Source organism: Streptococcus sanguinis (assembly GCF_026781265.1).
In the GTDB taxonomy this organism is placed as follows: domain Bacteria; phylum Bacillota; class Bacilli; order Lactobacillales; family Streptococcaceae; genus Streptococcus; species Streptococcus sanguinis_T.
Genome location: NZ_JAKUVC010000004.1, coordinates 139517 through 162283 on the forward strand (window position 1 = coordinate 139517; position 22767 = coordinate 162283).

Consider the following 22767-nt stretch of genomic DNA (forward strand, 5'->3'; position numbering starts at 1 on the left):
AGGTCATCTTTTGGCCTGTTTTGCCTACCATAAAGGAGAGAGAAGGCTTAGCGTCTTCTTTCTCCTTTTTTATGATAAAACCCTGTGAGCATTCCTATAGTTTTTTAATAGTCAATATGGTACAATGAATTAGTATTGTCTTTCCAGTGTTTGTCAAAAAGGCAGAAAAACATGAAAAGAACGTGTTCGACTGGCTGGCCAATACGCTGTACTTTTAAACAAATTTTACTTGTGAGAAAGGAAGATTGCATGAATAAAAAACTGAGAGTATGGTTTCAGCTCATCATTCTCTGTCTAGGTGTGTTCCTGCCTTTCCTAGCCGGAACCCTTAAGGCTCATGCGGCGGAGCTCAATGATGTCATCACTGAGATGCACCTGACCACTAACTCTGGTGAGCAGCTGACCAATGGTGTAGATATCTGGCAGACCTTCCGCGTCTATGCTAAGTTTGCCCTGCCGGACAACCAAGCCCATGCGGGTGATACAACAGTGATTCATTTGCCGAATGAGTTTACCTTTGGGAATTCTTCAGCTATTGAGCTCAAGGATGAAAGCGGAGCCCTGGTGGCTAATGGAGTCCTGGATAGCGATGCCAAGACCATCACACTGACATACACAGACTATGTGGAGCAGAAGTCCAGTGTCAGAGGCGAGTTTTTCTTCTATTCGCGGATTGACCACGAAGTTGTCACAGAGGAAAGGGATATTCCAGCTACTTTCACGGTAGGCAATAATAGGATTCCAGCCGGCAGCATTCACTATAATGGGCCGCCGAAAAAGTATGAGTCTCTGTTAGAAAAGAGTGCTTTTCAGTGGGATGCTGATGCTAAGAATGAAATCCGCTACAATGTGGCCATTAACCGTAATATGGGGAACTACAAAAATGTCTCTGTGACGGACAAGCTGGGTGATACAAACGCTAAGATTGTTCAAGACTCTGTACGAGTGTATAAGGTTTCTTGGCGCTGGAATAATGGAGATTGGGCGCGTGATTCGACTGAAGACGTAACAGCAGACTTCCAGTCTAAAATGACCTTTGGCGCTGAAGGCGATAGCTTGACAATCAACTTCGGAGATGTAGAAGGTTTCGGCTACCTAGTTGAGTACAAGACATTGGCTGACTATGATTTGGCTGATGGAGAAGTTGTAGGAAATAAGGCTACTATGAACTACAACAATACCGAGACAGTGTCTGTAACTAATGAATACTCTTATCAGATTGCTGGCGGAAAGTCAGAAGGCTATAACTTCAAGGTGAAGGTTCACAAGACAGATGAGTCTAATGCCTCTCTGAGCGGTGCAGTCTTTGAAGTGGTGCGGAAAGCGACCAATAAGGTGGTCGGTACCATCACGACTGACGCGGATGGCAATGCAGAGGTTGGCAACCTTCTGCGCGACACTTATATCCTGCGTGAAACGACTGCTCCAGCTGGTTATGATCGTTTGACTGAGGATATTACTATCAGCCCGACGGATTTTGGTAAGACTTTGAACGTAGGCAGTCCGGCATCTGGAGATTCTGGGGACAGCAGATTGGTTGCAGTCAATGTAGTCAATAAGCAAACTCAAAGTCCAACAGACAAACAGATAACCTTCAGCAAGGTCAATCTAGCTGGTGAGGAAATTGCTGGTGCGCAGATTCTGATTTTCAAGGGACGGGAAAGCAAGGGCAGTCCTGTCGCATCTTGGACTTCAGAAGCTGACAAATCTAAAGAAATCAACTTGGAGCCGGGTGTTTACACCTTCCATGAAGAAGCGGCTCCGACAGGTTACTTGGCTGTGACTGATATTATCTTCCAAGTCAATGAAGATGGCTCAGTAACGGTCCTAGATGCCAATAGCAATGCTGTAGAATATACAGACGGTAAGTTGTTCATTACTGACCAAGCGGCACCTACTGAACCAAGCACACCGGATAGGTCGGTTCAAGGTGGTACCAAGCCAAGTCAATCATCAGATTCAAATCCATCATCTGATTCTGATAAAGCAGCAGACGGTCAAGGAAAATCTAAAAAAGTTCTTCCTGCGACTGGCTCTGCTGAAAGCCTTGGACTAGTTCTTGCTGGTCTAGTAGTCCTGGCTCTTTTAGGACTTTACCGTAAGACTCGACTGAGCAAATAAATAAAGAGAGGATAGAGCAGAATGCTTTATCTTCTTTTGTTTGCACATTTTTTGTCTAGTTTTTTTGCAGCTTATTGAGCAATTTCTTCCAGTTACTCATGCAGGGCAGCCACTTACGGAAAAACTCTTGTTTTTGTCTCAGAATCCTCTATAATAAATGGCAAATAGAAAAAGGAGACAGAAGATATGACAGATACAAAAATACAAGAGAAGCTGAAGCCAGGATTGAAGTTAGAGGATCTTCAAAAAGACGGAGACATCTATCTGGCGCTGAATCCGGACTATGTCTCAGGGGACAATGCCAAGTATATGACCATGTACAATCGTTTTGCTCGCTGGTATGATATGAGTGAGAAATGGCTGGGTGGCTTTCTCTATGGCAAGACAGTCGACAAGTTGAGAAGGGATCTGATGTCAGAAATAGAATGGAAGGAGCATTTGTCAGTTCTTTATGTCTCTATCGGAACAGGCCACGACCTGTGCTATATTCCTGAGAATATTGACCTGAAAAGCCTAGACTTTGTTGGGGCAGATATTTCTAAAGGCATGCTGAAAAAATGTCAAAAATCCTGCGCCAAGAAGACCAATCTGCAGCTCTTTCATGCTTGTGCGGAGGATCTGCCCTTTGCAGATAATAGCTTTGACATCGTCTATCATATCGGCGGGATTAATTTCTTTAGCGATAAGGCCAAGGCTATGCAGGAAATGCTGCGGGTGGCTAAGCCAGGGACTAAGATTATGATTTCAGACGAGACGGCAGACTATGTGGACCAGCAATATAAGAAGAACCACTTCAGCAAGGACTATTTTAAGGACGCTACTGTTGATCTGGGAGAAATTGAGGCCGCTATACCGGCCGGAGTCAAAGAGAAGGAGTTGAAACTCCTCTGGGACGGGAAATTTTATGCCCTGACATTTAGGAAATAAATGATTAGAACCGGACTTTGTTTCCGGTTTTTTTGATTCTGAATAAAAGAAACATTCGATACAGTTTAATTGTTAGAAAAATATTCCTTCATGCTAAATGACAAAAAGGTAAACAAATGTTAAAAAAATCTCCTTTTGTGTATAGCCATTTTTCTTATAGTATGATAAAATGTAGATGTAATGTATCTATAAATGTTCGCTTTTTAGAAAGTGGGCACTGACAAGATGGGGAAGCTCAGTTAGTATACAATTACATTGTACATTTAAAACTGAATATTGTGAGAAAGGAAAATTGCATGAACAAAAGGATTAGAGCATTGCTCCACCTTATTATTCTTTGTTTAGGAGTCATTTTGCCATCAGTTGCTCCTCTTACTCAGGTTCAAGCAGCTGAGTTTGGTGATGTTATCACTGAGATGAGCCTGAAGAATTCTTCAGGTGGTGATTTGACGCAGGGAATTGATATTTGGGAAACTTTTCGAGTTTACGCAAAGTTTGTCTTGCCGGATAACCAAGTACATCAAGGAGATACGACAAAAATCACCTTGCCTTCTGAGTATGCTTTTGGGAACTCTTCAGCTATTGAGCTTAAGGACGGCTCGGATAACGTAGTGGCAAATGGATTTTTGGATTCAACCAACAAGACCATTACTTTGACCTATACAAATTATGTTGAGCAAAAGTCTGGTGTCCAAGGAGAATTCTTCTTCTATGCACGAGTTGACCATGATGTTGTGAGACAAGAAGGTGACTTGAATGGTGGATTTACCGTAGGAGGTCGGATGTTGTATCCGGGAATCGTCCATTATAATGGACCACCCAAAAGATATGACTCAAAAATTGAGAAGAGCTCTTATCAGGCAGCAGAAGACGGTAAGAACGAGGTTCATTACAATATTGCGATTAACCGCAATATGGAGCATTATACCGGAGTAACGATAACTGACAAAATTACCTCGCCTAATTTTAAAATCATGAGGGACTCAATTCGGGTCTACAAAATTGCTTGGCGCTGGAATAATGGAGATTGGGTGCGGGATTCAACAGAAGACGTGACAGCTAATTTCCAATCAAAAATCACGGAGAATGCCGCGGGTGATGGATTCACGATTGACCTTGGCGACATGGATGGTTTCGGGTATTTGCTGGACTATAAGACAAAAGCAGATTACGATCTAGTTGATGGTGAGCGCGTTTCCAACAGTGCTACCATGACCTATAATGGTGGTCAAACAACGACATCAGCTGAAAATCGCTCTTATCAGATTGCTGGCGGTGTTGGAGAAGGCTATGTTTTCACCATTAAGCTCCATAAGGTGAATGAAAATGGTGAGAACCTGCAAGGTGCTGAATTTGAAGTTGTTCGTGATCGAAGCGGAGCAGTTGTCGGAAAATTAACCACAGATTCTAACGGGAATGCCAACTTAGGTGACTTGTTGCGCGATGATTATACTATCCGTGAAGTGACTCCTCCTACAGGATATGATAAATTAACTGAGGAAATTAAGATTGGTTCCCAGGATTTTGGGTCAGACAAATCTGTATCGCGTGAAATCGTCAATAAGAAGACGGTAACCGAACAGGATATAACCTTCAAAAAGGTAGATCCAAACGGAAAATTAATTCCTGGTGCGGAACTAAAAATCTATAAAGGTGATCATGTTGAACAGGAAGAAGCTCCTGTTGCAGACTGGACTTCTGAGGCTGACACTTCTAAAGTAATAAAACTGTCTCCAGGAACCTATACGCTGACCGAAGCTAATGCTCCTGCTGGTTATCAATATGTTGAAGATATCACATTTACTGTAGGTGCTAATGGAACTGTTGCTCTTGTGAAAAAAGGAGCAGAAGATACCGTTCAAGCAGCGGGTTCAATTCTGACGATTACCGACAAGGAGGACAATAGTCCTAAAGCCATTACCTTCAGTAAGGTCAACCTAGGCGGTACTGAGATTGCTGGTGCTCAAATTAAGATTTTCAAAGGCAACAAAGCGCAGGGTCAAGCAGTCGAAAGCTGGACTTCCGAAACTAATCAGTCTAAAGAAATCAATTTGGAGCCTGGTATTTACACCTTCCATGAGGAAGCCGCTCCAACTGGTTACCTTAAAGTAACCGACATCACTTTCCAAGTCAAAACAGACGGCACAGTGGAAGTGACAAACGTTGGTGAGAAAGACGCTAAAGGTGAAAACAACAAGGTTGTGACTGACGGAGCAACTTTGAAGGTAACAGACAAGGACGACGATTCAGAACGTGATGTGACTATCAAAAAAGTAGATCCAAACGGGAAAGAAATCCCAGGGGCGAAATTGAAACTCTACAAAGGCAGTCAGATTCGTCCTGAAGCTAAACCTGTTGCAGAGTGGACATCCGAAGCCAACGCATCTAAGGTAGTAAAATTGGCTCCAGGGACATATTCTCTGAAAGAAAGTCATGCTCCTGCTGGGTTTGTAGCTGTAGAAGATATTAAATTCACAGTTCATTCCGATGGTACCATTACAGTTGATGCTAAAGGTGCAACAGATTCAGTTGAAGCAAATGGCTTGGTTCTTACTGTAACCGATAAAGAGGACAATAGTCTGAAAGCCATTACTTTCAGTAAGGTCAACCTCGGCGGTACAGAAATCGCTGGTGCGGAAATCAAGATTTACAAGGGCGAAAAAGCTGAAGGGAACGCAGTCGAAAGCTGGACATCCGAAGCTGGTAAGTCAAAGGACATCAACTTGCCTCCGGGCACTTATACCTTCCATGAGGAAGCAGCCCCAACCGGTTACCTCAAAGTGACCGATATCACTTTCCAAGTCAAGCATGACGGTACAGTGGAAGTGACCAATATTGGCGAAAAAGACTCTAAGGGTGAAGCTAACACCGTTACGACTAATGGTTCAACAGTAACTATTACTGATAAGGATGATGAACTTCCACGTAAGATTACCTTCAGTAAGGTCAACTTAGGTGGTACAGAAATCGCAGGAGCTCAAATTAAGATCTACAAGGGCGATAAGGCAGAAGGCAATCCAGTAGAAAGCTGGACATCTGAAGCTGGTAAGTCTAAAGAATTGAACTTGCCTCCAGGTACTTATACTTTCCATGAGGAAGCAGCCCCAACAGGCTACCTCAAAGTAACGGACATCACATTCCAAGTCAACCATGATGGCACAGTGGAAGTGACTAGTTTAGGAGAAAAAGACGCTAAGGGTGAAGAGAACAAGGTCGTAACAAACGGCTCAACTGTTACAGTAACCGATAAGGACGATGATCTCCCACGTAAGGTGACCTTCAGCAAGGTCAACCTTGGTGGTACAGAAATCGCAGGTGCACAAATCAAGATCTTCAAAGGCGATAAGGCAGAAGGTACAGCCGTAGAAAGCTGGACATCCGAAGCAAACAAGTCTAAGGACATCAACATAGCACCAGGTACTTACACCTTCCATGAGGAAGCAGCCCCAACGGGTTACCTTAAAGTGACTGACATCATATTCCAAGTCAAACATGATGGCACAGTGGAAGTGACTAGCGTAGGAGAAAAAGACTCTAAGGGTGAAGACAACAAGGTCGTAACCGATGGTTCTAAAGTTACTGTAACGGATAAAGACGATGACAGTCCCAAGACTATTACTTTCAGTAAAGTTAATCTCGGCGGTACTGAAATCGCAGGTGCACAAATCAAGATCTTCAAAGGCGACAAGGCCGAGGGTGACGCAGTCGAAAGCTGGACATCTGAAGCTGGTAAGTCTAAAGAAATCAACTTAGCACCAGGTACTTACACTTTCCATGAGGAAGCGGCTCCAACAGGTTACCTTAAAGTGACTGACATCACTTTCCAAGTGAAAACGGATGGAACAGTAGAAGTAACCAATGTCGGAGAGAAAGACTCTAAGGGTGAAGACAACAAGGTCGTAACCAACGGCTCAACTGTTACAGTAACCGATAAAGATGATGACCTTCCACGTAAGATAACCTTCAGCAAGGTTAGCCTTGGTGGTACAGAAATCGCAGGAGCTCAAATCAAGATCTACAAGGGCGACAAGGCAGAAGGCACAGCTGTCGAAAGCTGGACATCTGAAGCTAGTCAGTCTAAGGATATCAACTTGACTCCAGGCACTTACACCTTCCATGAGGAAGCGGCACCGACTGGTTACCTCAAAGTGACTGACATCACTTTCCAAGTGAAAATTGACGGTACAGTGGAAGTGACCAATGTCGGTGAAAAAGACTCTAAGGGTGAAGACAATAAGGTCATGACTGACGGTTCTAAAGTGACTGTAACGGATAAAGACGATGACAGCCCAAAAGCCATTATCTTCAGTAAGGTCAACCTTGGTGGAACAGAAATCGCAGGTGCAGAGATTAAGATTTACAAGGGCGAGAAAGCTGAAGGCACAGCAGTTGAAAGCTGGACATCTGAAGCTAACAAGTCTAAGGACATCAACTTGACTCCAAGGATTTACACCTTCCATGAGGAAGTGGCTCCAACGGGTTACCTTAAAGTGACCGACATCACCTTCCAAGTCAACCATAATGGTACAGTGGAAGTGACCAATGTTGGTGAGAAGGATGCTAAGGGTGAAGACAACAAGGTCGTAACCGCTGGTTCCAAAGTGACTATTACCGATAAGGATGATGATCTTCCACGTAAGGCGACCTTCAGTAAGGTTAACCTCGGCGGTACTGAGATTGCCGGTGCAGAGATTCAAATTTTCCAAGGCAAAGAGGCAACTGGCAATCCTGTAGCGAAATGGACTTCAGAAGCAAATACATCGCATGAGCTTGGATTAGCTCCTGGGGTATATACCTTCCATGAAGCTGCAGCCCCAACTGGTTACCTAGCTGTTACTGACATTGTGTTCCAAGTGAATCTCGATGGCACAGTAACAGTCGTAACTGACCAAACAAAACCGACTGGTCCAGACAAAGAGCCGTCTAAAGAAACGGATAATCCAGATCCGAAAAAATCAAATCAAGATAAACCAACAGATAAAGACCAAGATAAACCTGGAGATAAGGGGAACTCGAAGAAAGTTCTGCCTTTCACAGGTACAGAAATCAGCTTTACGCTACTTGCTATAGGCTTGATTATCATAGTTGGTTGTGGGGTTTATTTCGGAATCCGTTTTAAAAAATAAAACAGAAAACAAGTGTCAATGAGCATTGACGCTTGTTTTTTTTATGCGCTTGACGAAAGAAGCCGATATACATCGTTGAATTTAAGGATATTAACGTAGTTTAAGGGCAATCAAAAACTATTTTTTCTAAGTGACAAAAATGTAAGTTTACAGGCTAAAATGAAAGGTTATCTTATGGCAGCTAGTCTGGGAATTCGGTATCCTATAAGTGTAAAGAAAAAGAAGATAACTATCTTCCAAACTAATAATCAGATTTCAAGAAGGAGGCCCGCTATGAAAATCAATCTTTTTAACCATCGCCAAAGTAAACCTAAAGCTCAAAAGATTTCCAAGGAAGAAATCGAGAAGACACGCCTAGGCTGTGCTTCCAGTCAATATTATTTCTGGCTCCAGTACAGTCACTGAGAGATTCCAGTATTCAAGGATAAGAGAAAGGTCAGTTAACTTTTCTCTTTATCCGACTTGGGGCACAAGATGACAAAAATGTAAGATTGGCAGGCAAAATGAAAGATTAGGTTATGGAAACTTGTCTGTCTTTCCGGTATGATAGTAGTATCAAGTTAAATAAAGAAGAGGTTCGAGTATGACATTATTAGACGTACAGCATGTGAAAAAAATTTATAAAACCCGCTTTCATGGCAGCCAAGTGGAGGCACTGAAGGACATTCACTTTACGGTAGAAAAAGGCGAATATGTCGCCATTATGGGGGAGTCAGGCTCTGGGAAATCCACCCTGCTCAACATCCTAGCCATGCTGGACAAGCCAACTGAGGGCCGCGTCTTTCTCAATGGAACAGACACAGCAACCATCAAAAACAGCCAAGCTTCCAGCTTCCGCCGGGAGAAATTAGGCTTTGTCTTTCAGGATTTCAATCTGCTGGATACTCTGTCGGTCAAGGATAATATTCTCCTGCCGATGGTCCTCTCTCGCCGTCCCATTACCGAGATGATGCAAAAGCTGGTTACAACCTGCAACGAGCTGGGGATTAACAAGCTGCAAGAGAAGTTTCCTTATGAGATTTCCGGTGGTCAGAAGCAGCGGGTAGCAGTGGCTCGGGCCATCATCACAGACCCTGAGATTCTGCTGGCGGATGAGCCGACGGGAGCCTTGGATTCCAAGTCTTCGGCTGCGTTGCTGGATGTCTTTGACGACATCAATGCACGCGGTCAGACCATTCTCATGGTGACCCATTCAACGGCAGCGGCTAGCCGCGCCAAGCGGGTGCTCTTTATCAAGGATGGGATTCTCTATAATCAAATCTTCCGCGGTGACAAAACCGAGCGGCAGATGTTCCAAGAGATTTCTGATACTCTGACAGTTATGGCAAGTGAGGTGAAGGACTAGTGTTTCGATTAGCAGCAAAATTGGCGGTATCCAATCTGATTAAGAACCGCCGTCTCTATTATCCGTTTGCACTGGCTACCTGTGTGGCTGTAGCCATTTCTTATATTTTCAACTCCTTGGCTTTTAACCCCAATCTATCTAAAATGACAGGTGCCAGCTCTGTTGTCCTTGTTTTGGTCCTAGGGGTTGTTATTGTGAACATCACAGCTGGAATTATTGTCTTTTATGCCAATCAATTTGTCATGAAGAATCGCTCCAAGGAGCTGGGGCTTTACGGTATGCTAGGTCTCAATAAGCGTCATCTCTTTGTTATGACTTTTATTGAGCTTCTGATTTTCGGGCTAGTGGCTGTAAGCTTAGGGCTGACTATTGGTGTTCTCTTTGACCAGCTGATTTATGCCCTTTTGCTCAAGCTCATGGGGACCAAGGTAGTTCTAGTTTCGACTTTTCAACCTTTTGTAATGGTATTGATTATCATATTCTATGCTTTTGTATTTTTCTGTTTGGTAATTAAAAATGGCTTTTACTTAAGAAAGTTTGATGCTCTACAATTAGTCAAAGAAAAAAATAGCGGGGAGAAAAAGAGTCGCTTTTTACTCTTGCAAACTATTATTGGTATGTCTTCTCTTGTTTTTGGATATTATCTTGCTTTAGGTGTATCTAATCCGATGGCAGCCATTATCATTTTCTTCGTAGCCGTACTTTTTGTTATTCTAGGGACTTATCTGCTTTTCAATGCAGGAACGACTGTTTTCTTACAATTTTTGAAAAAGAAGAAGACGTTTTATTACCAGCCTGATAACATGATTTCGGTATCTAATCTAATTTTTCGAATGAAGAAAAATGCAATTGGTTTAGCGACAATTTCTATTTTGTCGACAATGGTTCTGGTTACCTTATCTGGTGGAGCCAACATTTATGCTGGTGGTGATTATATGCAGAATGCCATGTTCCCGCATGATTTCAGTATCCAAGGAAAAGAAGTAACAGGTGAGGTGCTGGACCAAGCTTTGACGGAGTTTGTTCAAGAGCAGCAGCTGCAGATTAGTAAAAAAGTTATTTACCAGTATTATACGATAGGAGTTAGAAGCCGAGCTGGTAATCAGCTAGATATTTATTCTAAGGAACAGAAATCCTTCGCTCCAAATCTTTATATTTTGGCCATTTCTGAGAGTGATTATCAAGGAATGACGGGTCAAAATCTTCAGCTTAAAGATGATGAAGTAACCATATTTGAGCAAGGACTGGAACTAGATAGCAAAAAAGATTTACAGCTAGCTGATAAAAATTTAAAAATCAAGAGAAAATTAAAAGAAGATTTCGTTTTCGGTAATCTACCCGATCCGATGAATATGATAGTGCCTGAAAAAATCTATATGGTAGCTAAAAATCCGAGTCAAATCTTTTCTTCATTAATGAACGATTACGCTGTCAATGTTAACTATTATGGAGGATTAAATCTTAAGCTTCCAAAAGAAGAACAGAGAAAACTCAAAGAAGCTTACCAAGAAAAGCTAAGCAGTTTTAATACCACCTTACCTGAAAATCAAGCTATTTATGGTTCGGTGACTGCCTTTGATAAGCAAGAAATAAAAGGAATGCTAGGTGGTATGTTCTTTATTGGAATTTTCCTATCAATCGTTTTTATGCTTGGAACTGTTCTTATCATCTACTACAAGCAGATTTCTGAAGGCTATGAAGATCGAGAAGGCTTTGTTATTTTACAAAAGGTTGGATTGGACGAAAAACAAATCAAGAAAACGATTCGTAGGCAGATTCTGATAGTCTTCTTCCTACCCCTAATCTTTGCCTTTCTTCATTTGGCTTTTGCCTATCACATGTTGAGCTTGATTTTATCTGCTTTAGGGGTGCTGAATGCCACACTTATGTTAGTAGTGACTCTGGGTGTTTGTGCTCTGTTTATTGCAGTATATGTTGGTGTCTTTCTCATTACTTCTCGCAGCTATCGCAAAATTGTGGCAATGTGATAGTAGAGACAGGATTCATATAGCTTTCATTTATTTTAAAGACTTAGGCTGAGATTTTTCTCAGCCTTTCTTTTCTCGGAAAATTTCTGAGAAAGATTCCTAAAAGAGTGGAAATATGATAAAATAGGGCGTTAATGCAATTAGGAGAGTAAAAATAGATGAATATTTTTAGAAAAAAAGATGCCAGTAAGGATAGAACGGGCATGCGCCGTCACTTGAAAATTCCTGATCTGATTTTGCTTGGTATTGGAGCCATGGTAGGAACTGGGATTTTCACCATCACAGGGACTGGGGCAGCCAAATATGCTGGGCCTGCTCTGACCATCTCGATTGTCATTTCAGCCCTTTGTGTGAGTATTTCGGCCCTTTTTTACGCTGAGTTTGCCTCACGGATTCCTGCCAATGGGGGAGCCTACAGTTATATTTATGCGGTTCTGGGGGAATTTCCTGCTTGGCTGGCTGGTTGGCTGACCATCATGGAGTTCATGACCGCTATCTCAGGTGTTGCCTCTGGATGGGGGTCTTATCTGAAGGGCTTGCTGAGCGGCTTTGGTATCCAGCTTCCGGCAGCTCTGAATGGCACCTTCGATCCAAAAGCAGGTACTTATGTGGACTTGCTGCCTATTCTGGTCTTGGTCTTTGTTACAGGTGTTGTTCTTCTGAACTCAAAGGCGGCCCTGCGCTTTAACTCAGCCTTGGTGGTCTTGAAGTTCTCAGCCTTGGCACTCTTTATCATTGCAGGATTTTTCTTCATCAAACCAGAAAATTGGTCTAACTTTGCACCTTTTGGCTTCGGAGAAATTTATGGCGGTAAGGTCGGCATTATGGCCGGGGCTTCACTCATGTTCTTTGCCTTCCTTGGCTTTGAGTCCATTTCCATGGCGGTTGATGAAATCAAGGAGCCTCAAAAGAACGTTCCGCGCGGAATTGTCTTATCCTTGAGCATTGTGACCATTCTCTATATTTTGGTGACCTTGGTCTTGACTGGGATTGTCCACTATAGCAATCTGGATGTTTCTGATGCGGTTGCCTTTGCCCTGCGCAGCGTCGGACTTGGCTGGGCGGCCAACTATATCTCTGTCGTCGCTATTTTGACTCTGATTACGGTCTGCATCTCCATGACCTATGCCCTGTCGCGGATGATTTACAGTATTGCGCGTGATGGTCTCTTGCCTCGCTCTTTCAAGAAATTGACAGAGACCAGTCGGGTGCCAAAGAATGCCACGATTTTAGTAGGGATTGCCTCAGCTGTCTGTGCCGGTATCTTCCCCTTGGCTAGTATCGCCTCTTTCCTCAATATCTGTACCTTGGCTTATCTGATTTTATTGGCACTGGCAGTCTTGAAATTGCGGAAAGATCAGGGAATGCCAAAAGCTGGAGAATTCAAAACGCCTCTGGTACCTCTGACACCGATTTTATCCATTATTATCTGCATGTCCTTCATGACCCAGTATACCAAGGAAACCTGGCAGGCCTTTGGAATTGCCCTAGCGCTGGGAAGTCTCATCTATGCCTTCTATGGCTATAGGAACTCAGAAATATCTGTAAAAGAGAAGTAGGGATAGAGTATTGCTATTAAGCAGAAAGTAGAAGGAGAAAAGTATGAAGAAACTTTATCTAAGCCGAAAGAAGAAAATCTGGCTCTTTGCCCTTGCTTTTATCGCCCTAATTTTACTGGCGATTGTGATCAATATCCAGCTGAACCAGCCTGAAGATATGCATGCTGAGTATGTCGGGCTTTGGAAGTCAAGGTGGCATGAGGAAAATAAAGACTGGCTCTATCCACTGAAAAATATCTGTATTCTTATTCTGGCAGTTCTAGCTGGGTCTGGTTTGATTATTGCATTCTCTAAGAGTGAGAGATGGAAATAATCTTTTGTAGATGTAAATGAAATAATCTTACAAAAATGTAAGATTGAAGATGATAAATGTAAGGTAGAGACATGGAAAACGTGTCTCTATTTTGCTATAATCAGCTCAGAAATCCTCACAAGAAAGGTTGTGTGATTATGAAAAAAGTCCTTTTAGGTTGCTTGGGAACAGTACTGGTTTTGCTTGCTCTTTTCATAGGTTTTCTGGCCTACTTTGGTCCAGACTATGGAATTTTTCTTTTTCCACCTAGTCCGCAGGACTACGCCCGCTCGGTTGTGAAAAAGCTTGATTTTGGTCTTTATACGGATAAAGATTGGGAAAATGAGAAGAAGAAAGCCTTAGAGAAGCTTGAATCAGCCAAGACTTATCAAGACACCTATCCTGTCTTGGAAAAATTAACCAAAGAGGCTGGCGGAAAGCATTCTTATTTTTTAAGTCCACAGGATAATCCCGAAAATAGTCCGGAAAGCAAAAATCAGCCTGAAGTGCAGAATCGCGAGGGGATTCTTTATTTAAAAGTTCCTGCTTTCACTGGTGATACACAGGCAGCGAAGACTTATGCCAAGAAACTTTCAGCAGCTCTTAAAAAGTATGACTATCAGGCGGTTCTTGTAGATCTGAGAGATAATACCGGCGGGAATATGTATCCGATGATTGCTGGACTGTCCTCTCTTTTGCCTGATGAAGAGCTCTTCCAATTCGTTTATAAAAACAAAAGCAAGAGCGCGGTTTCGCGATTAGATGTTCTGAAGCAGCTTGGTTTGGAGCAGGTTGATGAGAAAGCAAAGAAAGTGCCAATAGCTGTCCTTACCAATGAACGTACAGGTAGCTCAGGAGAGATGACAGTTTTAGCATTTAAGGGACTGGAAAACGTTAAAATATTTGGTCAGCCAACGGCAAGCTATACTACGGGAAATAATTATTATCAACTGTATGATGGAGCGTTTTTGCTCTTGACTACCTCGAGTATCCTAGATCGCACGGGCAAGCTTTATGAGAATGAGGCAATTCAGCCCGATGTCCTAACAGAGCAGCCTTTAGAAGAAGCGGAGTCTTGGTTGAAAGAGCAGATGGGAGAATAGTTCATTGAAAGCAGTCAAAAAGACTGCTTTTCTGCTATAATAAAGAGAAGAACGAGGTGACAGATGATTCGTAAAGTAAAACTAAGAGACGCTGCAGCCATTCAGCGGCTTAATGCTGAGTGCCTGGGCTATGGTTTCGATAGGGAAGCGACAGAGGCTCAACTGAAGAGGCTGCTAGAGAATGACCAGCATTTGATTTTGGTAGCTGAAGAAGGCGGTCAGCTCATAGGCTACGCTCATGCGACTAGCTACGACTGTCTCTATTTCCCGTCCTTGCTCAATCTCTTGGCTTTGGCCGTCGCTCAGGATTTTCAAGGGCAGGGACATGGCAGAGCGCTGATGCAGGCTTTGCGTGAAGAGGCAGAAGCGGCAGGCTACACAGGGATTCGAATTAATTCCGGCATTTCCCGCTCCGCAGCCCATGAATTTTATCGCAGTCTTGGTTGCAGCGAAAAAGCAGACCAAAAACGCTTTTATTGGGGATTTTAGAGAAAGGAGGAGTAGATGATGATTGAACCACTAACTCAGCAGCATGCTTTAGAAATCGCTAACGAATGGCATTAAGAGACGCCTTATGATTTTTATGATATGAAAAATGACCTGGAAGATTATGAAGAAATGGTTTCCCCTGAAGCGCGTGGGGACCGTTATTATCAAGTACTGAGTGAAGGGGAGCTCTATGGATTTTTCTGCATAGAGCAGAAAGGAGAGCGAATTTTGGAGCTTGGTTTGGGGATGAAGCCGGAGCACTGCGGAAAAGGTCAGGGCGCTGCATTTTTGCAGGAAATTCTGGACTTTATCATAGAAAATTTTGCACCCCAAGTCATCAGGTTATACGTGGCTGACTTCAATCACCGAGCCCAGCAGCTTTATCTCAACATGGGCTTTGAAGTGGTGAGGCGCATTCCGCAGGAAAGCAATGGCGATATTCATCTCTTTGTGGAGATGGAGAAGAAGGTCTAATTTTAGACTTTGTTGCAAAGTAGCAGATAAACCTGTTGACAGTCAAGCAAAAGTCGTCCAATATACTTATGACTGCTGAAGACTAGCAGGGAATTTGTTAAAGATTACCAATAAACAAAAGGAGAAAACCATGACATTTGAAGAAATTTTACCAGGCCTTAAGGCCAAGAAAAAATATGTACGTACAGGCTGGGGCGGAGCGGAAAACTACGTCCAGCTCTTTGACACGATTGAGCAGAATGGGGTGGCTCTTGAGGTGACACCTTATTTCCTCATCAATGTTTCAGGTGAAGGGGAGGGGTTCTCCATGTGGAGTCCGACTCCTTGTGATGTCCTCGCGACAGATTGGGTGGAAGTAGATGACTAAGACGGTACTGGTGACGGGAGCTAGCTCTGGCATCGGCCGAGCTCAGGCTCTGACCTTTTTGGAAAATGGCTACCGGGTTTATGGGGTGGACAAGGATGAAAATCCTAGCTTTCTAAATGAGCTACGTTTTGTCAAGCTGGATTTGACGGGTGATTTGACACCGCTCTTCACTAGCTTGCCCGAGGTGGATATTCTCTGTAATACAGCAGGTATTTTGGACAATTATCGTCCCCTGCACGAGACCAGCGACGAGGACTGGGAACAGATTTTTGCCCTTAATCTGACCGCGACTATGAAAATCACTCGCTTTTACTTGCAGAAAATGCTAGAGAAAAAGTCTGGTATCATCATTAATATGTGCTCGATTGCTAGCTTTCTGGCTGGGGGCGGCGGTGCTGCCTATACAGCCTCTAAGCATGCTCTAGCCGGCCTGACCAAGCAGATAGCCTTAGACTATGCGGATAAAAATATCCAAGTGTTTGGCCTGGCGCCAGGCGCTGTTAAGACAGCTATGACTTCTGCGGATTTTGAGCCAGGCGGACTGGCAGAATGGGTCGCTGAGGAAACGCCGATCAAGCGTTGGCTGGTTCCTCAGGAAGTGGCAGACGTCAGCCTCTTTCTAGCTAGTGGTAAGGCCGTTGCTATGCAAGGTGAAATTATCAAAATCGACGGCGGCTGGAGTTTGAAGTAAGGAGAAAGAACATGTCAGACAATATTCTTATTTTGGGAAATGGTTTTGATATAGCAATGGGTAGAAAAACTAGTTATGAAGATTTTTTGATGTTTTCAGACTATATTTATATTTGCCTGAATTATCCAATTAGATATCCAGAATATGATTCAGAAGAAGTTGAAAGAGTAAATCTAAATAAACTTGAAAGGGTAGATATAAGTGAAATAGAAACGGATTTAAAAAGGAAAGTAAGTGATTTTTCATCTACTCAAGAATATGAAAGTTTGATTTTTGAAACTTTAAAAGAGTTCAATTTTGACGAACTGCTACAAATTTTTTCTACTGATCTGATAAAAATGTTAAAAGAATACCAAGTAGTATGTAAACAGCAGACTGCTATTGGAATTTCGCCAGACTATTTGGAAGAATTTAATATTATTTTCAACAAATTTTTGTTTAATTTAAAGAAAAATAAATACTCGCTTAACCAATTTTCTGATAAAGTTACTTCCATTAAACGATCTAAAAGATTTGATTTTTTTGATATTGATTTGATAGAGGGGGTTATCAATTCTAAAATTGACTCGTCAAGAAATCTAAAATGGTTGGGTGAGATAAATAATAATATATTTATTAAATTTATGAAGGATTATAGAGAAGAATTGGAAGCAAATTGGTCTAGTATCGAATCAATAATCTCAGATATTGCTGAAGCAGTTTACGACTTGAAAGAAAATATTGAAGAAAACTTGGAGTTATTCAGTATTTACAAAGAATATTTACCTAATCAAGCTTTAGTAAAATTTAAAGAAGGATTTAGGCATAAGAAAAACTTTGTAGCATACAAATTTGTTGTTGAGTGCATTTATCAAGAAACAGTAACAAATTCTAATCAATTAACAAATATGGCTATCGTTGAAAAAACGAACGAAAGTTTTATTAATGCTTTGGAGGAATTAACAAATTATTTAGAATTTTATCTTACTTATCTTGATAGGCTAGACTTTGACAAAAATAAAATTAGTAAAAAAGAATCGGTATTGGACGTTATTCCAGAGATTCAAAAATCGAAGGTTATTAATTTCAACTATATCAGTTTATTTTTGTTTATCATAACGAACAGTCAAAACGGTCTATTGTAAAGAATCTTGCTATTATTCTAGGAAAAAATAAAATAATTGAGCTAACTGGAAAGAATAAAATAAAGTTTGTTAAGAGTGATAATTTTGATAAGATGATAAAAAATTTATATTAGTATAAAAAAACGACATATACTGGAGTTTGAAGTAAGTGAATGAAGAATGCGAACAATGAAAAAGTTAAGAATCTTTTCCAATCCTGGACTAAAAATATGGTACTTTACGGTTTGGATGCTGGCCTAGGGCAGTACTTCATGAATGCGCCTGAGACATCCTGCCTTTACCAACTAGGAAATTTCATCTTTCCGGCTGGTCAGGTGGATCCGGATTTGTGGCAGGAATTTAGCAAAAAATATAGTTTAGCTGACAAGGTCATTATCTCCGAGGAGCGCAGTTGGCAAGAGTTTCTCGATAGTCAGAGTGAGCTGGAGCAGTTCACTCGCTATGCTTTTGCGGACAGGGCTTCCTTTGATACAGAGGCTTTGGAGAAATGGCAGAGCAGTCTACCTGCAAACTACCAATTTTGTCCGATTGATGAGGAGAGTTATGAGCGTTTGGCTGAGGAAGTCTGGTCTCAGGATTTGCAGGGTGACTTTTCCGATTTTGACCATTTTCAAGCGGCGGGTGGCTTTGGCTTTTTGCTCTATTTAGGAGAGGAAATCATCGCTGCTGTATCAACGGGATTGGTCTATCATGGAGCCCTTGAGATTGAAATTGCTACCAAGCCAGCCTACCAAAGACAGGGCTTGGCCAAAATCTTGGGTGCCCAGATAATTTTAGAAGCTCAAAAACGCTCACTCTTTCCCCTCTGGGATGCGCACAATGAAGCTTCCAAGAAGGTCGCAGAAAGCTTGGGATATCAGTGCCTAGGAGCTTATCCGGCTTTTGAATGGAAAGGGACTTTTGACCAATGAAGAAAAACCAAACCTATTTCTTAAAAGACATTATTGAGGCTGTGAAATCAGAAGAGCTAGATGATGATTTCTGTTTGTATGCTAAGGAAAATGGAGAACTGAATTTTCAGGACAGCTACTTGCTTGCTGATTATCCTCAAGTGGCGGATAATAGGGATGTTTACCCTAGACAGGTAAGGGAGCAAGAGCTGGAGCTGATTTATTACGGTGAAGATTTTGCGGATGTTCTCTTGTCGGTCATGGAGCAGAAAGCAGAAGCGACTGATCAAGAGTATTTACAGGCTCTGCTTTACTATTATGAGCATGATGACTTTAGGGATTTTGATAAAGATACAGTTTTGTAGGAAGATGTTTATAAACAATAATTTTCACTTTAGAAAGACAGGAGAAATGATGACCCCAAAAGAAATGTGGCTGGCATACAAGAAAATCAATCCAGAGATTGGCGATGAGATTGACGCCTGGGCCTTCGGTTCCTTGGCAGATGAGCTTGCCGACTTAGTGCTTCGTGGTGAAAAGACAGCGACAGCTTCGGCCTATGAGCTCTATAAGCTTGAAAATGAGCCCTTGCCGCAGGCAGGAAGCTTTGATGTCATTTTAGACAGTCAGGATAGGGCAGTCTGTATAATTGAAATCACCAAAGTCTCTGTGCTGCCTTTTAATGAGGTTTCAGCCGAACACGCCTTTAAGGAAGGAGAAGGAGACAAATCCTTGGCCTACTGGCAACAAGTCCATCAGGCATTTTTCACAGAGTGTCTGGCAGGAGCCGGTTTGGAATTTTCCCAAGAAACGGGTGTCGTCCTAGAAGAATTTCGCAAGGTCTATCCGCTGGATCAAGCTTAAGTCTATTTTTGAATAGGCTTTTTGTTTATTCTTGATAAATCGAAGCAAAAGTGTTACTATTAGGTATACAAAGAAATCTTGATTTGGAGGAGAAATGGACAAATTAATTTTAGGATTACTCATGATAAAGCATTTTACAGTTTATGAAATTCGTCAGGTGATGCGGCAAAATTTCAGCTCTATGTGCAGCGACAGTCTAGGCAGTATCCAAGCAGCCTTAAAAAAACTGTCCCAGCAAGGAGCAGTGACTTATTCGGAGTACGTAGAAAAAGGAAAAATGAAGAAGGAATATGCCATTACAGCTTCGGGACGAATCTTGTTTTTGGAGTGGCTTAAAACGCCTATCGACATGAGCAAGAACAAGAATATGGACTTGGGGAAATTCCTTTTTATGGGTTATCTGCCCAAGAAAGAGCAGCTTCAGATGCTGGATTTGACCATTGAGGGACTGGAAGTTGAAGTCCAAGAGTTTGAAGCTGTCAAAGACGCGATTCGTTTTACGGAGGAACAAGAAAAGGTAAAGGCCTATCTAGAGCAGAACAGCCACCTGGCTACAGAGCTGATAGAAACCAGTCAGGCGGCTGATTTAGCTGAAAGTATTTCCCAGATTGGCTATTTTGAGATGAAGACGCTCGAATTTGGGATTGATTCGGCCCGCTTTCAGTTGGACTGGTTTATCAAGCTTCGCCAGCAGTTGGCTGAAAATGAGAAAGAGTGCTGAGATACTAAGTATTCGAAAAGCAGTGGATACTTGCCTTGTTGATACATTTGGCAATGACTTTGAGAGCTTGAAAAACCAATTAGCATTTCTTCCGCTACAGGATATATTGAGTATGTACTTGTGGATGCGGCTTATCGGGACCAAGGGATTGTCAGTCAGCTTCTGACAAAGGATTTAAAGAACTAATCTGGATGGAACAATTGGCCGATAAAGAAGAAAATCTTAATTGGAAGACAGAAAGTGATTAAAGCCTGTAATCTATATAAATCCATAAGGCCAAAGAAACTAATTTTTTACGAGTCTTCAAAAATCGTTTCTGAAAAAAGATTGAAAATAGGTCTAAAAAAGCTTATAATATAAGCTATAAAACGACAGAAGGATTCTAGGAGGATTGATTTTGAAGAAGGTTCATTTTTTTATCATTTACGGCTGTGTCTGCTTTGTACTGATTGGCGGAACCTTTCTTTATACCTACTTTAAACCTGGAGGAATCGCAGAAGCTCTTGAATCCCGCTTTAAGCTGTCGGCTGTAGTGGATGCATCCTTGAAAAAATTCGACCATGATAGTTTCTACATGGATCGGCTGTCTGAGTCGACCTATCTAGAAGGCTACAAAAAAAGAAAAGCTGAGACCGTTAAACAGCTGACTGTTTCAGATTCACCTTATTTAGCCAAGCTTTACGAAACCTATGATGATCAAGAACTGACCCATTATTTCAGCGAAGATCGGATGTACCTGGAAGAAAAGGATGGATTTGAGACCATTGATGATACCGACTCACGGAAACATATAAATGGCTATTCGGGCATGTCCTCCTTTAAGGCTTTGCTGCAGGTCATGGTAGATAATGAGTCAGAACTAACTAAGAAAAAAGTTGAAGGCGGCTATGAGTTTTCGGTGACAGCAGAAGGTGATTTGGCCTATGACCTTATCGATGCCTTCTACTATGCTTATAATGATGAGCATTATGATACGACCATCGACATTGAGAAGTGTAAGGTTGCCTTTGTGGTTGACCCTAAGACTCGGACCATCCGCTCTATTGATATGACTATGGATTTGGACGAAGATACAGCTTTAGATGGAGAATTGATTTACTTCAAGCAGCGGGCTGTCTTCAAGGACTATGGCAAGGCAAAAGTTCATCTTCCAAAGAAAATCAAAGAAAAAGAAGCAAAATCAGCTGTTTAATGGCTGATTTTTTTGTTGCAGATTTTTAAGGGGATGGCTTGATTTTAAATTTTTAAAAATTACCTTTTAGTGATATAATAAAGGTGATATCCTACAGAAAAGAGATAATTGATGACAAATTACGCGATTATTTTGGCTGCGGGTAAGGGTACTCGCATGAAGTCAGATTTGCCAAAGGTCCTGCATAAGGTTGCAGGGATTTCCATGCTGGAACATGTTTTTCGCAGTGTCAATGCCATTGACCCAGAGAAGACCGTGACAGTTGTTGGGCACAAGGCAGAGCTGGTCGAGCAAGTCTTGGCAGGTCAGACAGACTTTGTCCGTCAGACTGAGCAGCTGGGAACGGGGCATGCCGTTATGATGGCAGAGCCTGTTTTGGAAAATCTGACAGGTCAGACGCTGGTCATTGCTGGCGATACTCCCCTGATTACAGGAGAAAGCCTGAAAAACCTGATTGACTTCCATATCAACCACAAGAACGTTGCGACTATCCTGACAGCAGAAGCAGACAATCCTTTCGGCTACGGCCGTATCGTTCGCAATCAACATGACGAAGTTTTGAAAATTGTTGAGCAGAAGGATGCTTCTGATTTTGAGCAGCAAATCAAGGAAATTAATACGGGGACTTACGTCTTTGACAATGCTCGCCTCTTTGAATCCCTCAAAAATATCAATACCAATAATGCTCAAGGGGAATACTATATCACAGATGTGATTGGTATTTTCCGCGAAAATGGTGAAAAAGTCGGCGCTTATATGCTGAAAGACTTTGATGAAAGTCTGGGGGTTAATGACCGCGTAGCTTTGGCTACAGCTGAGAGTGTTATGCGCCGGCGGATTAACCAGCAGCATATGGTCAACGGTGTCAGCTTTGTCAATCCTCATGCGACCTATATCGATGTAGATGTAGAAATTGCTCCTGAGGTTCAGATTGAAGCAAATGTGACTTTGAAAGGTCAGACCAAGATTGGGGCAGAGACTATCCTGACCAATGGTACTTACATCGTGGACTCTGTTATTGGAGAACGGACAGTTATCACCAACTCCATGATTGAGGAGTCAAGTGTTGCGGATGGAGTGACGGTCGGGCCTTACGCTCATATTCGTCCGGGTTCTAGTCTGGCCAAGGATGCTCATGTCGGAAACTTTGTAGAAGTTAAAGGATCGTCAATTGGCGAAAATACCAAGGCTGGTCATTTGACCTACATTGGAAATTCTGAGGTCGGTGCTAATGTCAATTTTGGTGCAGGTACGATTACGGTCAATTATGATGGTCAGAAGAAATACAAGACTATCATTGGCGACAATGTTTTTGTCGGTTCCAATTCGACCATTATTGCCCCAGTTGAGCTGGGTGACAACTCACTGGTCGGTGCTGGTTCTACTATTACCAAGGACGTACCAGCAGATGCCATTGCTTTGGGACGTGGCCGTCAGATTAACAAGGAAGATTATGCTAAGCGACTTCCTCATCATCCTCAAAATAAGTAGGTT

General features: G+C 42.2%; 20 protein-coding genes. All 20 read left to right on the top strand.

The features are described 5' to 3' along the window. Positions 1–249 precede the first annotated feature (249 nt). The 20 genes from MK370_RS06435 (at position 250) to glmU (ending at position 22764) form a co-directional block, all read left to right on the top strand. Positions 250–2121, top strand: a complete 1872-nt coding sequence (locus MK370_RS06435; RefSeq protein WP_268684627.1) for a SpaA isopeptide-forming pilin-related protein — start codon at positions 250–252, stop codon at positions 2119–2121. A 186-nt stretch (positions 2122–2307) separates the two neighbouring features. After that, complete coding sequence (locus MK370_RS06440; protein WP_268684628.1) at positions 2308–3048, top strand: class I SAM-dependent methyltransferase; 741 nt, start codon at positions 2308–2310, stop codon at positions 3046–3048. Between the two features lie 296 nt (positions 3049–3344). Further along, entirely contained in the window at positions 3345–8174 is a 4830-nt protein-coding gene (locus MK370_RS06445) for a SpaA isopeptide-forming pilin-related protein (protein ID WP_268684629.1), read from the top strand. 273 nt (positions 8175–8447) lie between these two features. Further along, positions 8448–8579, top strand: a complete 132-nt coding sequence (locus tag MK370_RS06450; protein WP_009659231.1) for a hypothetical protein — start codon at positions 8448–8450, stop codon at positions 8577–8579. Between the two features lie 178 nt (positions 8580–8757). Next, positions 8758–9519 (top strand): ABC transporter ATP-binding protein, encoded by a 762-nt coding sequence (locus MK370_RS06455; protein WP_268684630.1) that lies wholly within the window; start codon positions 8758–8760, stop codon positions 9517–9519. Next, entirely contained in the window at positions 9519–11507 is a 1989-nt protein-coding gene (locus MK370_RS06460) for an ABC transporter permease (RefSeq protein ID WP_268684631.1), read from the top strand. The genes MK370_RS06455 and MK370_RS06460 overlap by 1 nt, the downstream gene beginning before the upstream one ends. 158 nt (positions 11508–11665) lie before the next feature. Beyond that, positions 11666–13066, top strand: coding sequence for an amino acid permease (locus tag MK370_RS06465; RefSeq protein WP_268684632.1), 1401 nt, complete (start codon positions 11666–11668; stop codon positions 13064–13066). A 43-nt stretch (positions 13067–13109) separates the two neighbouring features. Next, on the top strand, positions 13110–13379 hold the full coding sequence (locus MK370_RS06470; RefSeq protein WP_268684633.1) for a hypothetical protein: 270 nt from the start codon (positions 13110–13112) through the stop codon (positions 13377–13379). Between the two features lie 71 nt (positions 13380–13450). Next, on the top strand, positions 13451–14461 hold the full coding sequence (locus tag MK370_RS06475) for a S41 family peptidase (protein ID WP_268684634.1): 1011 nt from the start codon (positions 13451–13453) through the stop codon (positions 14459–14461). 63 nt (positions 14462–14524) lie between these two features. Beyond that, entirely contained in the window at positions 14525–14950 is a 426-nt protein-coding gene (locus MK370_RS06480; protein ID WP_268684635.1) for a GNAT family N-acetyltransferase, read from the top strand. A gap of 99 nt (positions 14951–15049) precedes the next feature. After that, on the top strand, positions 15050–15424 hold the full coding sequence (locus MK370_RS06485; protein WP_268684636.1) for a GNAT family N-acetyltransferase: 375 nt from the start codon (positions 15050–15052) through the stop codon (positions 15422–15424). A 130-nt stretch (positions 15425–15554) separates the two neighbouring features. After that, positions 15555–15791, top strand: coding sequence for a DUF2829 domain-containing protein (locus tag MK370_RS06490; RefSeq protein WP_002899859.1), 237 nt, complete (start codon positions 15555–15557; stop codon positions 15789–15791). Then, positions 15784–16482 carry a 3-oxoacyl-ACP reductase gene (locus tag MK370_RS06495; protein WP_268684637.1) on the top strand — a complete coding sequence of 233 codons (699 nt, stop codon included), beginning with the start codon at positions 15784–15786 and terminating at the stop codon, positions 16480–16482. Before MK370_RS06490 ends, MK370_RS06495 begins: the two co-directional genes overlap by 8 nt. Positions 16483–16493: 11 nt before the next feature. After that, entirely contained in the window at positions 16494–17606 is a 1113-nt protein-coding gene (locus MK370_RS06500) for a hypothetical protein (protein WP_268684638.1), read from the top strand. Between the two features lie 152 nt (positions 17607–17758). Then, entirely contained in the window at positions 17759–18517 is a 759-nt protein-coding gene (locus MK370_RS06505) for a GNAT family N-acetyltransferase (RefSeq protein ID WP_268684639.1), read from the top strand. Next, positions 18514–18861 (top strand): DUF7716 domain-containing protein, encoded by a 348-nt coding sequence (locus MK370_RS06510; RefSeq protein WP_268684640.1) that lies wholly within the window; start codon positions 18514–18516, stop codon positions 18859–18861. The genes MK370_RS06505 and MK370_RS06510 overlap by 4 nt, the downstream gene beginning before the upstream one ends. Positions 18862–18910: 49 nt before the next feature. Further along, positions 18911–19360 (top strand): ASCH domain-containing protein, encoded by a 450-nt coding sequence (locus tag MK370_RS06515; RefSeq protein WP_268684641.1) that lies wholly within the window; start codon positions 18911–18913, stop codon positions 19358–19360. A 94-nt stretch (positions 19361–19454) separates the two neighbouring features. Continuing rightward, complete coding sequence (locus MK370_RS06520; protein ID WP_268684642.1) at positions 19455–20081, top strand: PadR family transcriptional regulator; 627 nt, start codon at positions 19455–19457, stop codon at positions 20079–20081. A gap of 397 nt (positions 20082–20478) precedes the next feature. Next, positions 20479–21273 (top strand): hypothetical protein, encoded by a 795-nt coding sequence (locus tag MK370_RS06525; protein ID WP_268684643.1) that lies wholly within the window; start codon positions 20479–20481, stop codon positions 21271–21273. Positions 21274–21384: 111 nt separating this feature from the next. Next, positions 21385–22764: a bifunctional UDP-N-acetylglucosamine diphosphorylase/glucosamine-1-phosphate N-acetyltransferase GlmU gene (glmU, locus tag MK370_RS06530; protein ID WP_268684644.1), complete on the top strand. Its 1380-nt coding sequence runs from the start codon at positions 21385–21387 to the stop codon at positions 22762–22764. The last annotated feature ends 3 nt before the right edge of the window (positions 22765–22767 follow it).